Raw genomic sequence first — 13,959 nt, 5'->3', positions numbered from 1 at the left:
TGCCAACGTCGAACGGCCACGACCTCGAACCATGCCGTAGTCGCAGAACGTGGCCATTAGCGAGACAGAACATCATCATCCAGCGCACGCTCATGCCGCCGAGAGCGCGTCTCTGGGCATCGCGAAGACCTCGGAGGAGCATCGAACGCTGGTCGACCATGGTGCGAAGTCGAAGTTCCTGCCCCGGTGGATCTGTATCGATTGAGTGTTCCGGATGGAACTTGGCTGGCCAGGGGTGTGTGGTGAATGCTTCTGGTGGTCGGCCGCGTGCGTTCGGGCGGAGGCGACCCCCGGATTTGCATGGTCATTCATCACGATGCATACTTTCTCTCATGTCCAAGGTTCTCACCTCCCTGCCCGTCGGCGAGCGCGTCGGCATCGCCTTCTCCGGCGGCCTCGACACTTCGGTCGCGGTCGCGTGGATGCGCGACAAGGGTGCCGTCCCGTGCACCTACACCGCCGACATCGGCCAGTACGACGAGCCCGACATCGCCTCGGTGCCCGGCCGCGCGCTGACCTACGGTGCCGAGATCGCGCGCTTGGTCGACTGTCGCGCGGCGCTGGTCGAGGAGGGCCTGGCCGCGCTGACCTGCGGTGCGTTCCACATCCGCTCCGGCGGGCGCCCGTACTTCAACACAACGCCGCTCGGTCGCGCGGTCACGGGGACCCTGCTGGTCCGGGCGATGCTCGAGGACAGCGTGCAGATCTGGGGCGACGGATCGACGTTCAAGGGCAACGACATCGAGCGGTTCTACCGGTACGGCCTGCTCGCGAACCCGCACCTGCGCATCTACAAGCCCTGGCTCGACGCGGACTTCGTCTCCGAGCTCGGCGGCCGCAAGGAGATGTCGGAGTGGCTGCTCGCGCACGACCTGCCCTACCGCGACAGCGCCGAGAAGGCCTACTCGACCGACGCCAACATCTGGGGTGCCACCCACGAGGCCAAAACCCTGGAGCACCTCGACACCGGCATCGAGACCGTGGACCCGATCATGGGAGTGCGGTTCTGGGACCCCGAGGTCGAGATCGCCACCGAGGACGTGACCATCGGCTTCCAGCAGGGCCGCCCGGTGACGATCAACGGCAAGGCGTTCGCCACCCCGGTCGACCTGGTGATGGAGGCGAACGCGATCGGTGGCCGGCACGGCCTGGGCATGTCGGACCAGATCGAGAACCGGGTGATCGAGGCCAAGAGCCGCGGCATCTACGAGGCCCCCGGCATGGCGCTGCTGCACGCCGCGTACGAGCGGCTGGTCAACGCGATCCACAACGAGGACACCCTGGCGGCCTACCACAACGAGGGTCGGCGGCTCGGTCGGCTGATGTACGAGGGCCGCTGGCTCGACCCGCAGGCGCTGATGCTGCGCGAGTCGCTGCAGCGCTGGGTCGGCATGGCGGTCACCGGCGAGGTCGTGCTGCGGCTGCGGCGCGGTGAGGACTACTCGATCCTCAACACCTCCGGTCCAGCCTTCAGCTACCACCCGGACAAGCTGTCGATGGAGCGCACCGAGGACGCGGCGTTCGGCCCGGTGGACCGGATCGGCCAGCTCACCATGCGCAACCTGGACATCGCCGACTCGCGCGCCAAGCTGGAGCAGTACGCCGGTCTCGGCATGGTCGGCACCAGCCCCGCGTTCATCGGTGCCGCCCAGGCGGCCTCGACCGGGCTGATCGGCGCGATGCCGCAGGGCGGAGCCGAGGCAATCGCCGCGCGCGGCGAGGTTCCGGTCTCCGGCGAAGGCGAGACGCTCGACCGCGCCGCGATGGAGTTCGGCACCGACTGACCGGCTCGCGGTCGGGAGACCGACGAGCACCGTCCACATCGGACAATTCGAAGATGTCGCGGAGCTTCCTGGTCCGCGACATCTTCGCTTGTACAGGTTGGCGATTCCGGAATCGGCGATGCGGCTGGCGAGTCGCTGGTAGCGTGCGGGAACCGCGCCCAGCGGTGTGGATCACGCGGAGGTGCTCATGAGCACGGTGCAGTACCAGTGCAGCATGTCGTTGGACGGTTTCATCGCGGGACCGGGCGGTGACATGTCCTGGCTGGGCGAGCTGGTGCTGGAATCAGATCCGGCCACGGCTGCCATCGTGCACCAGGTCGGCGCCCTCCTGATCGGCAACAACACCTTCCGCGGTGACGATCCGAACAAGGGGACCGAGAGCGAGGGCGCCTACGGCGGGCAGTGGACGGGACCGAGCATCGTGCTCACCCACAACATCCCGGACACCCCGGTGCCCGACGTCACGTTCGTCAGCGACCTCGAAACCGCGGTCGCGATGGCGAAGGAAGCCGCTGGCGACAAGGTCGTCAGCGTGCTCGGCGCCAACGTCGCCAAGCAGTTGATCGAGGCGGGGCTGCTCGACGAGATCCTGGTCTGGATTACGCCCGTGCTGCTCGGCGACGGCGTCCGGCTGTTCGACCACCCGGGCGGGACCAACATCAAGCTCGAAGTCCTGGACATGACGGGCCCGAACATGCTGATGCGCGTCGTGAAGTGACGCTGCGGCATCCGGACCGGCAGCCCGCGCTTGAGGCAGGTTGAACCCTTCGTCGCTGGGGCCAAGCCGTCGCCGACAGCCCACGCACCGGATGTTGCGGGCTGCCGGCGAACCGACTGCCGGTCAGGTGATGTTCTTCTCGATGGCCTCGAGGTAGCGGTCGATCATGTGGTCGCGGACCCGTCGGAGGCCGGGGCGAACACGTCGGCGGTGACGCCCTTGAAGCGGTCCGCGAGCCCGCTCGTGACGGTCATCTTCTCGTGCAGCTTGCCCTTGCTGTCGATATAGCGGATCTGGTCGACGTGATGGAAGACCGGTTCCGGCGGAAGCTGGGCAACGATGTCGTTGTTGTTGACGAACCGGAACACCCGCGAGGTGAGCGCCTGGTTGTAGGGCGTGGCCAGCAACCGGTCGCAGGTCTGCGGCTGGCCGAAGGTGTGGACGCCGTCGGGCAGCAAGTTGGGGTCCTCGAAGTACATTCGGGCGGAGGCGAGCATGGCGAGGGCGCCGCCGAGGCTGTGCCCGGTGAACCACAGGGTCTGGCCGTTGTCCTTGAAGCGCTTGACGGCGTCGCGGACCCGCGGGTAGATCGAGTCCAGGGCCCGGCTGAAGCCCATGTGCACGAGCCCCTTGCCGACGGGGCCGGGGGCGGCGAGAGTGTTGGTGTCGGTGAGCCAGTCCTTGATCTTCCGCGGCTCGGTTCCGCGGAATGCGGCGATGATCATTTTGTCGCTGCGGGCGACGAAGCCCTGGGTGTCCTCGATGGGGAAGGACGCGTCGAGTTCGGCGTGGAAGTAGTCGCAGTCGTGGAAGCCCCACTGCCGTGTGGTCTCGCGGATCTCGGCCTCGTCGGCCTATTAGGCGAGTTTCGCCGCCTTGGCCAGCCAGTAGGCGTGCGGGAGTTGGTAGTCGGTAACCGCGTGGTCCAATTCGGACACAGCTGCCATCGTTGACCTCCTGGAAACGAGTTCTGTTCACGTAGAAGCGGAAATTCCTCGCGACGGGAATCCGTTCCCAACTATGGACACGAGAATCGGCGCGTACCCGGCTGGTCACCGAAACGGGTGGTGGTAGCGAGCTGGTTCAGCGAGCTGGAACGCTCAATGTCGCGGGGGCAGGAGATCAATGATCACGCTGTGATGATCGCGAAGCAGCGGCGGCTCGCCGGCGCGGAACACGATCGCGGTTCAGGCGGCCGCACATTTTCGCTGATCGCGCGGGATTCACGTTGCCCATCAAGGAAAAGCGGACCGGAGGTGATCCACCGGTTCCCGCCCGGGCAGCGTGCTGCGGCTGTTATTTATTCGTAGGGCAAATGTGTGATGTCAGGCGGCGTAGCGGACTTCGGGTTTGCCGAAGTAGGAGCGAACTCGGCCAGGCGAATTTTGGAGCCGGTGAAGGAAGGAGCGGACCGCTTGTTTCAACTCGTCGCGGGTTTTCGGGGCTGAACCGGTGGAGACGGATGCTCCTATAGATGTCAAGCGGCGGTTTTTGGAGGGGTTTGTTGTGTTGTGGGGGTGGTGGTGAGTGCGTGGTAGACCTCGCGGGCGACGTAGCGTTTGAGGCAGCGGATGATGTCTTTTTTGGTGAGTCCTTCCTGGGTGCGGCGTTCGACGTAGGCGCGGGTTCGTTCGTCGTGGCGCATGCGGACCAGGACGATGGTGTAGAGGGCGTTGTTGGCGGCGCGGTTGCCGCCGCGGTCGAGGCGGTGGCGGTCGGTGCGGCCGGAGGAGGCGGGGATGGGGGCGGCTCCGGTGAGGTGGGCGAACGCGGCTTCGGAGCGCATGCGTTCGGGGTTGTCGCCGGCGGCAACCAGGAGGGTACCGGCGGTCTGGGTGCCGACGCCGCGGAGTTCCAGCAGCTCCGGGCAGGCCTGCAGGATCAGCGGGGCGATGGCGTTGTCGAGTTCGGCGATCTCGGTGTCGAGGGCCTGGTAGCGCCGTGCCAGTAGGCGCAGGGCGGCGCGGGTGGCCGTCGCCGGGTGGGCTAGGTCCTGGCCGGGTCGTAGCCGGGCCAGGGTGGTGATCAGTGCGGCGGTGTTCAGGCCAATGGTCTGTTCGCGTAGCACCGCGGGTGCGGAGACCAGCAGTGAATGGATCTGGTTGATCGCCTGGGTGCGGGCTTTGACCGCGCTGGTGCGGGTCACGCGCAGGGCGCGGATGGCCTCGACCACACCGTCACGGCTTTTCGGGATGCCGGTGGCGCGTTCGGCCAGGACCGCGGTGGCTGCGGCGTAGGCATCGATCGGGTCTGTTTTTCCTTTTAGGCGACGGGTTTTACGGTCGGGGCGATCCACCTCGATGACGGTGATGCCAGAGGCGGTGAGTACCCGGGCGAGCTCGGCGCCGTAGGCACCGGTTCCCTCGACCCCGATCGCGACGAGCTGTCCGTGCGACCGCATCCATTCCAGTAGCCGCCGGTAGCCATCGGTGGTGGTGGGGAACTCCTTGTCGGCCAGGTGCCGGCCCACCTGGTCGATCACCGCGCCGTGATGGGTCTGGCCATGGGAATCGACTCCGCCGATGACCCGCGGGCTTTCTTGCGTCATGCTGGTCCTGTCCGTCCTTGTGTCCGTTACCTCGGGCGGCACGCGCCGGTCGGGCGGGAGGACAAGACAGTGACGGGGCTTCTAGCCAAGCTCCTATAAGGTCACAAACGCCCGTCCGGCCGCGTGCGTAGCAACGCCCGGTAAGGCCGACAGATCCGTTCCAGGACAGGCAAGCCGTCAGTCCGTTCGAGGGTCAGACCCACCAGCGGCGTCACTACACACATCATCACTGTCCGTTCGAGGTCGGCGCCTGCGAATCTCGTCCGGGTTGAGCTCGGGGCTGTATCTGGGCAGGAAGTGCATCTCGATCGACGCAGCGCGATCGTCCACCCACTTCCGGACGGTCTTGCGGCGGTGGACAGGGTGACCGTCGACGATCAGGTCGACCTTACGGTCCAGGTGACGGGTCAGCCGGTTCAGAAACGGCACGAACACGCCGGCGTTGAACGAGCCGGTGTAGACGGTGAAGTACAGCTCGCCCCTTGTTACCGATCGCGCACATCGCGTTCACGCTGAACCGTTTGCCGCTTGCCCACCACCGGTGTCCGGCCGACAGCGCCGCACCCCCCGGATCGGCCACCGCCTTGCGGGTCCACACCACCCAGCCAGCCCGAACGTGGCGGAGCTGCACGACCGGCCCGAAGAGGACGGCGCAATTTCGCGAGAAATTGACCGTCACCCGGGTGAACGCCAATTTCTCGCGAAATTGACACCCCTCGCCCAACCGAAGGAGAACCACCGATGTTCTGGATCCAGCTCAGCACGTTCGTCCTGCTCACCCTGCTGATCCTCGCCATGCTCACCACCCAGCTACCCGCAGCGTTCCCGGCAGGCCGAGGCGATCTCCGCGCCGGTGAAACCGGCGCCGACGATCAGCACCCGGCTAGGCCTCCTGGACAGCAGGCGGTCGAGCCGGGCGGTGTCCTCCCTCGTGCGCAGCACGCACATACCATCCAGCGCGGCCTCGGTCTCGTGCGGCCACGGCCGGAAGCCACGCCGGTGGCGATCAGCAGGCGGTCGTACTCGACGTCCTCCCCGTCGGCCAGCCGGACGCGCCTGCGGTCGCGGTCGAGCCCGATCGCGGCGACGCCCAGCCGCCACTGCGCATCGATGGCGCGCCGCCGGGGAAGCGCGGTGTCCTCCGGCAGCGCCCGGCCGATCAGCACCTGCTTGGACAGCGGGGGCCGGTCGTACGGCTCGTGCGGCTCGTCCCCGATCAAGGTGAGGGAACCGGTGAAGCCCTCCTCGCGCAGTTGTTCGGCGGCGCGCAGTCCGGCCAGCGAGGCGCCGACGATCACGATGCGGCCTTCTTCGCGGAGCGCCTTCAGGAGGCTGTCAGCGGTCATCGGCGCTCGTCTCCCGGGACGTGTCGAGGCGGTCCACCAGAATCGCCTGGACCGGGCAGGCGGCAGCCGCACGCAGCACGTCGTCGCGGTGCGCCTCGTCAACGCGCGGCTGGTACAGCAACGCTTCTTCGCCGTGCAACGCGAACACCTCTGTTGCCATGAAGACGCACTGCGCGAATGCCTGGCAGCGGTTCAGATCGACGACGATCCCCATCCCGACCTTGCCCCTCGCGTCAGCGGGTCACACCCCCGTCCAATGCTGGCCGAGAGCAGCCGGAACCGCATGACCGCGAGTTGTCACCGCCCAGCCGGTCGCGGTTGACCAGCCGTAACGATGTCTGCGAAGCCGCCGTGATCCTTCGTCGTAGGCGGCCTTTCGTTCGGCGGCGAGGTTGGTGCGGAATTCTTCGAGACGTTGGTTTTCGAGTTCGACTGCGGTGGTCAGGACGCAGGTGTCGCAGCCGATGCAAGGACGGGAGGGGGCCAGCGGTCGTCGCCGAGCATGTCAGTCTCGTTTCTTCTTCTCGAATTGGGCGCAGTGGTTGCGGACCCATTTCCTGGCTCGTTCGGTGGTGGAGGTGGCGGTCTCGGATGAGGCCGTGGGTGTGCGCGACTCGAAAGATCTCGATGGCGGGTTTTTCGTTGTGAGCCCGGCACAATGAAATGCTTTCACCACTCGGGTCAAGAGCGGGCAGTTCGATTAGCTGGCGCAGGCTCGTGAGCGCGGAGGTGGATTCTAGAGGTGGATTCTAGCGGCCTTCGCGCTCACGAGTGTTCGTTGGCCTATGGGGGCAGCGAGTGGGTTGGTTGATGCATCCCGGACGGCCGCTGCACCGGCGAGGTCATCCCGCTCTCCGGCCGCTGACCGAACCCCGGGCTGAAAGCCGGGTGCGGGTGCGGAAATCCCGCACCCGCACCCTGGCGGTCAGACCTGCTGGGCGCCGGGGCGGCCGTTCTCGATCACGAAGCGGGCGCGGTCGCGGACGGGAGCTCCGGGCGTCTCGACGTAGTCGATGACGCGGAAGTCGGCCTTCCACTCCGAGTGGGTGATGGTGTTGCGGACGTAGCCGCGATTGCGGTTGATGAACTTGATGTGCGGGTTCTCCTGGAGCTGGACCGCGTCGGTGGGGTTCTGGTCGACGCCGTTGCCGTTCGAAGTGATCGAGGTGCCGACCAGCTCGGTGGCCACGGTCGCCGAGGCCGGCTCGTCGAAGTTGGCCTTGACGTCGGCGACGTAGTTGGCGTGCACGTCGCCGGTGATCACGACCGGGTTGGAAGCCTTGGCCAACTGGTCGCGCACGAGGTTGCGCTCCACGACGTAGTTGTCCCAGGCGTCATCGCTGAAGGAATCGGCGTCGCCCGCGGTGAAGTCGCGCTGCGAGAAGAAGACCTGCTGCGCCAGCACGTTCCAGCTGGCGGTCTGGCCGCGCAGGTTCCCGAACAGCCAGTCGCGCTGGTCGGTGCCCAGGATCGTGCGCGCGGGGTCCAGGCGTTTGGCCTGGTCCTGGAAGTCGCGGTACTGGCGCGTGTCCAGCAGGTGGAAGTCAACCAGGTCGCCGAAGGTCAGCCGGCGGTTGATGCGGATGTTCGCGCCCGACGGGCGCTGCGTCGCGCGCAGCGGCATGTTCTCGTAGTAGGCCTGGAACGCCTCGGCGCGGCGCTGGCGGAAGACGGCCGGGTCCTGGTCGGGCTCGTTGTCCGGCTGGGAGCGGTCGCCGGCCCAGTTGTTCTCGACCTCGTGGTCGTCGAAGACGATCGCCCACGGGAAGGCGGCGTGCGCGGCCTGCAGATCCGGGTCGGTCTTGTACTGGGCGAGTCGCGTGCGGTAGTCGGCGAGGCCGAAGATCTCGCGCGCGGGCACGTGCGGGCGGCCGATGGTGCCCATGGCCGGGCCCTCGTAGATGTAGTCGCCGAGGAAGGCGACCAGGTCGAGGTCCTCCTCGACCATGTGGGAGTAGGCGCTGAAGTGGCCGACGGGGTAGTTCTGGCAGCTGGCGAAGGCGAACGCGAAACGGTCGAGCCGCGCGCCGAAGCGCGGCGCGGTCTTCGTGCGGCCGACCCGGCTGAGCTCGCCCTCGACCCGGAAGCGGTAGAAGTACTCGGTGCCGGGTTCCAGGCCATCGAGCTCGACGTGCACCGAGTGCGCCGATTCCGGCCGGGCCATCTCGCTTCCGGCAGCGACGATGCGGCGGAACCGCTCGTCGGTGGCGACCTGCCATTGCACCGGCACGACCCGGTTGGGCATGCCGCCGAGCCCGTCCTCGGCGAGGGGATTCGGGGCCAGCCGGGTCCACAGCACGACGCCGGAAGGCAGCGGGTCACCGGAGGCGACGCCGAGCGAGAACGGCTCACGGATCGGCACGGCGCCCGCGCCGGGGGAGGCGCTGGCGACGGCACCAAGGCCGGTGCTGCCCAGCGCTGCCGCACCGAGGGCTGCCGTGCCGGCTAACAGGACCTTGCGGCGGGACGGGGTTGCTGCGCTGGGGCCGCTGTTCTCTGACATGTGCCACCTTTTCGGCCAGTGCGCGTCCGCACGGCGTGCGTCCACACAGGATCGGAAATTCGGACGAACCGTAGTTCCGCCAGATGGCCGACAGGCGAACCAGCGCTGACCCCGCGATGTACCTTGAGGGATAGGGGACTGGGCATCGCGCCGTCAGCGGGCACCCTTAAGATCGTCGGCGGCTCATCCGCTGACGGGCACGTCGATGTCCAGTGAGACGCCGTTCTTGGCGCGGTCCACCGACTCCTCGGATGCGGGGCCACCGGGGTTCTCGGTGGCCAGCGCCTGGTTGAGGGCGACGAACGGGCGCATCCGCCGCTCGTAGGCGGCGAACGGCGGCGGCGTGATCGACGTCGCACCGGCTCAGCTCCTCGGCGAGCACGTAGGCGCCGACCAGGGCCAGGCTGCTGCCCTGCCCGGACAGCGCCGAGGCGCAGTAGCCGGCATCGCCGACCAGAGCGACCCGGCCGGTCGTCCAGCGGTCCATGTGGATTTGCGCCATCGCGTCGAAATGGAAGTCCGGCGCGTTGGCCATTGCCGTCAGGAGCTTCGGGACCTCCCAGCCGAGGCCGGCCAACCGGTCGGTGACAATCTGCTTCTGCTGCGAGACGTCCCGGTGGTCGTAGGTAACCGGCTCGGACACGAAGCCGAGGGTGACCCGTAGTTCCGCGTTGTCGCGCACCGGGTAGATAGCCCCGCCGGTACCGGATTCCTCGTCGTGGAACCAGATCTGCCAGTTGTCGAGGCCCAGGAAGTTGGCCGCCGGGAAGATCGCCAGGTACTGGCCGAGGTGCTTGCTGAACTGCTGCTCAGGGCCGAAAGCCAGGCGGCGCACGGCGGAGTGCGCGCCGTCCGCGCCGATCACGAAGTCGAAAGTGCGGAAACCACCGTGATCGAACTCGACCCGGACACCGTGCTCGTCCTGCTCCAAGGAGGAGATCGAGTCGTGGAAGACGTACTCCACCTGGTCCTTGGTCACCTCGTACAGCATCGCCGTCAGGTCCTCGCGCAGGAGCTCGACGTCCTCGCTGCCCAACCGGCCACTGCTGAAAGCCTGCTCCTCGGACCGGAACAGCTCGTTGCCTTCACCGTCCACCATGGACATACCCCGCATCCGGGTGCGAGCCGCCCGCACGTGTTCGCCGAGGCCCATCCGATCCATCACCTCAAGCGCGACGCCGCGGATGTCGACCGCCTGGCCGCCCTTGCGCTGACCGGGCGTCCGTTCCACCACGGTCACCGAGAAACCCTTGCGCCGCAGCCAGTAGGCCAGTGCCGGGCCGGCGATGCTGGCGCCGGAGATCAGAACGTTCCGCATCGGTTACCTCCAGTGTTCGACGTACGCTCGTTGCGGTTGCGCTGCGAACACTGCTCTAGATGGCTAAAAAGTCCAAAACTGATCTAGTACAGTTGACTATCTGTACTAGGTCAGAATGGAGTGGGTGTGCCGTCAGAACCGCGGTATCTGAACATCGCCGACGAGCTCCGGCGCCGGATCGAGCAGGGCGAACTGGCGCCGGGTGCCAAGGTGCCTTCCACCCGCCGGATTGCCGCCGAATGGGGCGTCGCCATGGCCACCGCGGCCAAAGCTCTGGCCACGTTGAGCCAAGAAGGCCTGGTGCGCGGCGAACCCCGCTCCGGCACCGTGGTCGCCGACCGCAGGCCCGCGCCGAAGGCCAAGTCCCGCCCGGCGCATCAGCCCACCCGCGGCCCCGCGCCGCGCAGGCAGCAGCAAGGTCTGACCCGCGAGCGGATCGTGCGGGCAGCCATCGAGATCGCCGACGACGAAGGACTTGCCGTGCTTTCGATGCGCGGCGTCGCCGCCCGCCTCGGGGTCGCGGCGATGGCGCCGTACCGGCATGTGGCAGGCAAAGACGAGCTGATCATGTTGATGGCCGACGCCGCATTCGGCGAGCGGGGCTACCCGGCGCGGCCGCCGACCAGCTGGCGCGCCCGCCTGGAACTGGGCGCGCGAACGTTGTGGTCGCTGTACAGGCGGCACCCGTGGCTGGCCCAGCTCGGCCCGATCACCCGCCCGGTGCCGCTGCCCAACCTGGCAGTGCACGCGGAATGGGCGCTCGCCGCGTTCGAGGGCTTCAGCCTCGGCGCAGCCGACCTGTGCGACCTGCACGTGCTGTTCTTCAGCTACGTGCAGGGCATCGCGATTCACCTCGAACGCGAGCAGCACGCCGTCGGCTCATCCGGGTTGTCGGAGGACGATTGGATGGACAACCAGGCGCCCGCGCTGGCCGCGATCACCGGTTCTGGCCGCTACCCGACGTTCGCGAGGATGCTGACCGCGCTCTCCGCTGAAGGCTACGACCTAGTCCTAGACGACCTGTTCGAGCAGGGCCTGCGAGCGCTGGTGGACGGCCTGGAGCTACGCCTCGGCGCCCCGACCGGTTCAGGCGATCTCGCCGGCTGAGGCGAACTGGACAGCACTTCGAATGCTTGCGGGTAGCGGAGCGAGCGGCGATTTCGCGCGAAATCGCCGCTCGCCACGCGTGCCACGTGTCGATTTCGCGCGAAATCGCTCTTCTGCTGCTTCCGTGGGTGGGTTAGGCGCGTCCGGGGAGGGTGGGTCGGTGGCCGCCGAGGGCGAGCATGGCGAGGGCGAGCATGGCGAGGGCGATGAGGGCTTCGGGTGACGGAGCGAGGTCACGTGGTGTGCCCGTTAGGGCATCGAAGAATGTACGGTTGGGCAGTTGGGTGTGACAGAAGCTTAGATGTGTAGGAGGTTTTCGTTACTTCGGCCGCAATGAAGCTTGTAGGCGGGAGTGAAGAAAGCGACTGCTCGTAATACCAGTGTCCAGACAATGGGTGTCGAGGAATGGCTCCAGGGCGAGAAAAATGAAGTCGTACCACTACCAGATACGCCGCTACCACGCCCGGCGCCGGCACATCACCCTCGCGGGGCCCGCTCACGCCTTCCTCGCCGTCACAAAAGCCACCGCTCCAAAAGCCATTGACAGCGGCCTCGTCCCCTCACCCACGCCGACGTCAACACAGACCATCCCGCCGTTGGTGGGCGGGTGAGCGTGGGATGATCCGCGAAGCCGCAACGGACCACATGATTCAACGTGACGTTGCCCTGGTGCTATGGCGCTGCGCCCCCCCGATTAGAAGGAATCCCACCATGACCATCCTGCCCACCGGCGAACTGTATCTGACCCCTCTCCAATATGATGCTCTCTACGCTCGCAAGCCACTACCCGGTATTTCCCTAGATATACCCGTGTGGGATTCAGCTGACCCAAGTCCGACAGTAGTGCGCTGGCACGACGCCGGGTTAATAACCGGGCAGGTGCTGGATGCTGGCTGCGGCACCGGTTCCAACGCAGTGTGGTTGGCCCAGCACAACTACCAGGTCACCGGGTTCGACGCCGCCCCGCACGCATTGGATATTGCCCGTACTCGTGCCAATGATGACCTCCCGGTGCGATTCACGATCGCCGACGCCATCGACCTGAAGTTGCCTACTGCCTACAACACGGTGATCGACTCCGCCCTGTATCACTGCCTAACCATCGAGCAACGCCAGGTATACATCCGTGAGTTGCACAGAGTGTGCCGGACAGACGCTCGCCTCCTGATGACCTGCGTCTCCGAGGCGCTGCCGACGACACTGCCCGGCCCGTTCCGCATCACCCGCGACGAGTTGTATGCGACGCTGCCGCCAGCGGGGTGGGCCATCACCGACATCACCCCTGGCGTGATCAGTGTTGCCTTTACTCTTGATCTGCTCCGCACAGTATGTGCGGCGATCAACCTTCCCGAACCTTCCGGGGACGAGGTGGCATTCAGCGGCGGATTCGCCCAGTTCCCCGCTTGGGAGGTTGTCGCGGAACGCCAGAACTGACTTCGTGTTTCGGAAGGGGATTTCGGGTGTTGGCCGAGCGTCAAAGGCGTCGAACTGGCCAACCTCTGACCCGACACTATGACGAGGCCATCACCTGTGCCAAGCGTGGCGTCGACACCGTCCGCGCCACCGAACACCCGCCGTGCTCGATCGCAGCCCGATCCCGTCGCGCCACCACACGCTGGTTGATCATCGACACAGCCAGTCGAGATCACACGGCCGTCACCCCAGATCGCGAAAGCTCAGTAAGGGGAACGAGGAAAGCAGCCGCAGAGCGCGTTCACCCTCTCGATCGTTGAACACTGGCCGGAAAGCGGCTGCGACGAGCATTCGGATTTCGCGGGATCACCCACGCGGCCACGGCGCCGGTAGGGCTCGAAGGAGACCCGGCGGCGGACGTCGCCGACCATCTTGTTGGCCAGTTGAACCACGTGAAAGGCATCACGATCAGGGTGGCGCCCGGTAGTAGGCCGCTGGCGGCGACCATCGACTTGTACACAGTGGACACATCGATCGTGACGTGGGTCCGCAAGCTCCGCCTCGGTCACCACGAAATCGCCCCTACCACAATATGTTTCAAAAAACCGGGACGTTACGTCTTGTTCCCCGGCAGTTCCTTTTAAGTGGTCGAGTTCGTAAGGCCTTCGGGGGTTGATCGTGCTGCCTTGGCAGCGGAGGCGGTCGTCAAAGTTTCCAAGGGGTGTACAAGCGGGCAGCGGAATTAGTACAAAAGGGCAACGGTGCGCCGACCGGCGTCTGCCTGCGGCAATATGGCATATAACAACAAAAGTGGTGTATGCCAGCGTCGGCCATCAGGCTCTATCGGCCACGATACCGACTGCGGCTACCTACGTCGACCTATCGGCAGGAGTGGTGGCCCTCGCATCCTTGAGGACCTCCGGCGCCTGCTGCAGGTGCCGAAGACCTCGTTCCGGCCAGCTGGGCCACCCTGACCGAGTACGGGAACATCGCCAGCGTCGTCGTCCTCGACGCGCTGCGACGCCTGTTCGACGAGGGGTCCCTGCCCGACGCCGCCCGCGGCATGATCGCCGCGTTCGGCCCGGGAATCACCGCCGAAATGTCCGTCGGCACCTGGCAGTCGCGCACCTGGACGCCGGTACCCGCAGGTGGCCTAACTGGGCAGACACCCACTGCGGGAGAGCGGCATCGAAGCCTGGTGGATTGATCGGACCGCCTGGGC

The 13,959-nt window shown here is 66.5% G+C and carries 12 protein-coding genes; 5 read left to right on the top strand and 7 right to left on the bottom strand.

Annotated features, from left to right (window positions below; all coding sequences use genetic code 11):
- Positions 1–332 precede the first annotated feature (332 nt).
- Both argG and FDZ84_RS36650 read left to right on the top strand, forming a co-directional pair.
- On the top strand, positions 333–1,784 hold the full coding sequence (gene argG / locus FDZ84_RS36655; RefSeq protein WP_168589571.1) for an argininosuccinate synthase: 1,452 nt from the start codon (positions 333–335) through the stop codon (positions 1,782–1,784).
- A gap of 187 nt (positions 1,785–1,971) precedes the next feature.
- Positions 1,972–2,502, top strand: a complete 531-nt coding sequence (locus FDZ84_RS36650) for a dihydrofolate reductase family protein (RefSeq protein WP_168589570.1) — start codon at positions 1,972–1,974, stop codon at positions 2,500–2,502.
- 164 nt (positions 2,503–2,666) lie between these two features.
- On the opposite strand, the gene FDZ84_RS36645 is transcribed toward FDZ84_RS36650, so the two are convergent.
- The 5 genes from FDZ84_RS36645 to FDZ84_RS36625 form a co-directional block, all read right to left on the bottom strand.
- Entirely contained in the window at positions 2,667–3,227 is a 561-nt protein-coding gene (locus FDZ84_RS36645) for a lipase family protein (protein ID WP_246868681.1), read from the bottom strand.
- Between the two features lie 752 nt (positions 3,228–3,979).
- Complete coding sequence (locus FDZ84_RS36640; protein WP_168585020.1) at positions 3,980–5,050, bottom strand: IS110 family transposase; 1,071 nt, start codon at positions 5,048–5,050, stop codon at positions 3,980–3,982.
- Positions 5,051–5,227: 177 nt separating this feature from the next.
- On the bottom strand, positions 5,228–5,524 hold the full coding sequence (locus FDZ84_RS41430) for a transposase (RefSeq protein ID WP_168590624.1): 297 nt from the start codon (positions 5,522–5,524) through the stop codon (positions 5,228–5,230).
- 398 nt (positions 5,525–5,922) lie between these two features.
- Positions 5,923–6,396 (bottom strand): FAD-dependent oxidoreductase, encoded by a 474-nt coding sequence (locus tag FDZ84_RS36630; RefSeq protein ID WP_210435350.1) that lies wholly within the window; start codon positions 6,394–6,396, stop codon positions 5,923–5,925.
- Positions 6,386–6,610, bottom strand: coding sequence for a ferredoxin (locus FDZ84_RS36625; protein ID WP_168589569.1), 225 nt, complete (start codon positions 6,608–6,610; stop codon positions 6,386–6,388). The genes FDZ84_RS36630 and FDZ84_RS36625 overlap by 11 nt, the downstream gene beginning before the upstream one ends.
- Positions 6,611–6,860: 250 nt before the next feature.
- Here FDZ84_RS36625 and FDZ84_RS40310 point away from each other — a divergent pair, with 250 nt between their 5' ends.
- Positions 6,861–7,058, top strand: coding sequence for a DUF397 domain-containing protein (locus FDZ84_RS40310; RefSeq protein ID WP_168589568.1), 198 nt, complete (start codon positions 6,861–6,863; stop codon positions 7,056–7,058).
- A gap of 263 nt (positions 7,059–7,321) precedes the next feature.
- Here the strand turns inward: FDZ84_RS40310 and FDZ84_RS36615 are convergent, their stop codons facing one another.
- Positions 7,322–8,899, bottom strand: coding sequence for an alkaline phosphatase (locus FDZ84_RS36615; protein WP_168589567.1), 1,578 nt, complete (start codon positions 8,897–8,899; stop codon positions 7,322–7,324).
- A 166-nt stretch (positions 8,900–9,065) separates the two neighbouring features.
- Entirely contained in the window at positions 9,066–10,217 is a 1,152-nt protein-coding gene (locus tag FDZ84_RS36610; RefSeq protein WP_246868680.1) for an FAD-dependent monooxygenase, read from the bottom strand.
- A 126-nt stretch (positions 10,218–10,343) separates the two neighbouring features.
- Between FDZ84_RS36610 and FDZ84_RS36605 the strand changes: the two genes are divergently transcribed.
- The gene (locus tag FDZ84_RS36605) at positions 10,344–11,324 is read left to right on the top strand and encodes a TetR/AcrR family transcriptional regulator (RefSeq protein WP_168589566.1); all 981 of its coding nucleotides are present in this window, start codon (positions 10,344–10,346) and stop codon (positions 11,322–11,324) included.
- 711 nt (positions 11,325–12,035) lie between these two features.
- Positions 12,036–12,758 carry a class I SAM-dependent methyltransferase gene (locus FDZ84_RS36600; RefSeq protein ID WP_168589565.1) on the top strand — a complete coding sequence of 241 codons (723 nt, stop codon included), beginning with the start codon at positions 12,036–12,038 and terminating at the stop codon, positions 12,756–12,758.
- The last annotated feature ends 1,201 nt before the right edge of the window (positions 12,759–13,959 follow it).

It is taken from the genome of Saccharopolyspora sp. ASAGF58, assembly GCF_012277335.1.
In the GTDB taxonomy this organism is placed as follows: domain Bacteria; phylum Actinomycetota; class Actinomycetes; order Mycobacteriales; family Pseudonocardiaceae; genus Saccharopolyspora; species Saccharopolyspora hattusasensis.
The sequence above is the reverse complement of the archived record's forward strand: the minus strand, read 5'-3'. Positions and strand labels throughout refer to the sequence as shown.

Coding starts and splice junctions, on each gene's coding strand:
- argG (WP_168589571.1), top strand. CDS start 333: ATGTCCAAGGTTCTCACCTCCCTGCCCGTCGGCGAGCGCGTCGGCATC.
- FDZ84_RS36650 (WP_168589570.1), top strand. CDS start 1,972: ATGAGCACGGTGCAGTACCAGTGCAGCATGTCGTTGGACGGTTTCATC.
- FDZ84_RS36645 (WP_246868681.1), bottom strand. CDS start 3,227: ATGATCATCGCCGCATTCCGCGGAACCGAGCCGCGGAAGATCAAGGAC.
- FDZ84_RS36640 (WP_168585020.1), bottom strand. CDS start 5,050: ATGACGCAAGAAAGCCCGCGGGTCATCGGCGGAGTCGATTCCCATGGC.
- FDZ84_RS36630 (WP_210435350.1), bottom strand. CDS start 6,396: ATGACCGCTGACAGCCTCCTGAAGGCGCTCCGCGAAGAAGGCCGCATC.
- FDZ84_RS36625 (WP_168589569.1), bottom strand. CDS start 6,610: ATGGGGATCGTCGTCGATCTGAACCGCTGCCAGGCATTCGCGCAGTGC.
- FDZ84_RS40310 (WP_168589568.1), top strand. CDS start 6,861: ATGCAAGGACGGGAGGGGGCCAGCGGTCGTCGCCGAGCATGTCAGTCT.
- FDZ84_RS36615 (WP_168589567.1), bottom strand. CDS start 8,899: ATGTCAGAGAACAGCGGCCCCAGCGCAGCAACCCCGTCCCGCCGCAAG.
- FDZ84_RS36610 (WP_246868680.1), bottom strand. CDS start 10,217: ATGCGGAACGTTCTGATCTCCGGCGCCAGCATCGCCGGCCCGGCACTG.
- FDZ84_RS36600 (WP_168589565.1), top strand. CDS start 12,036: ATGACCATCCTGCCCACCGGCGAACTGTATCTGACCCCTCTCCAATAT.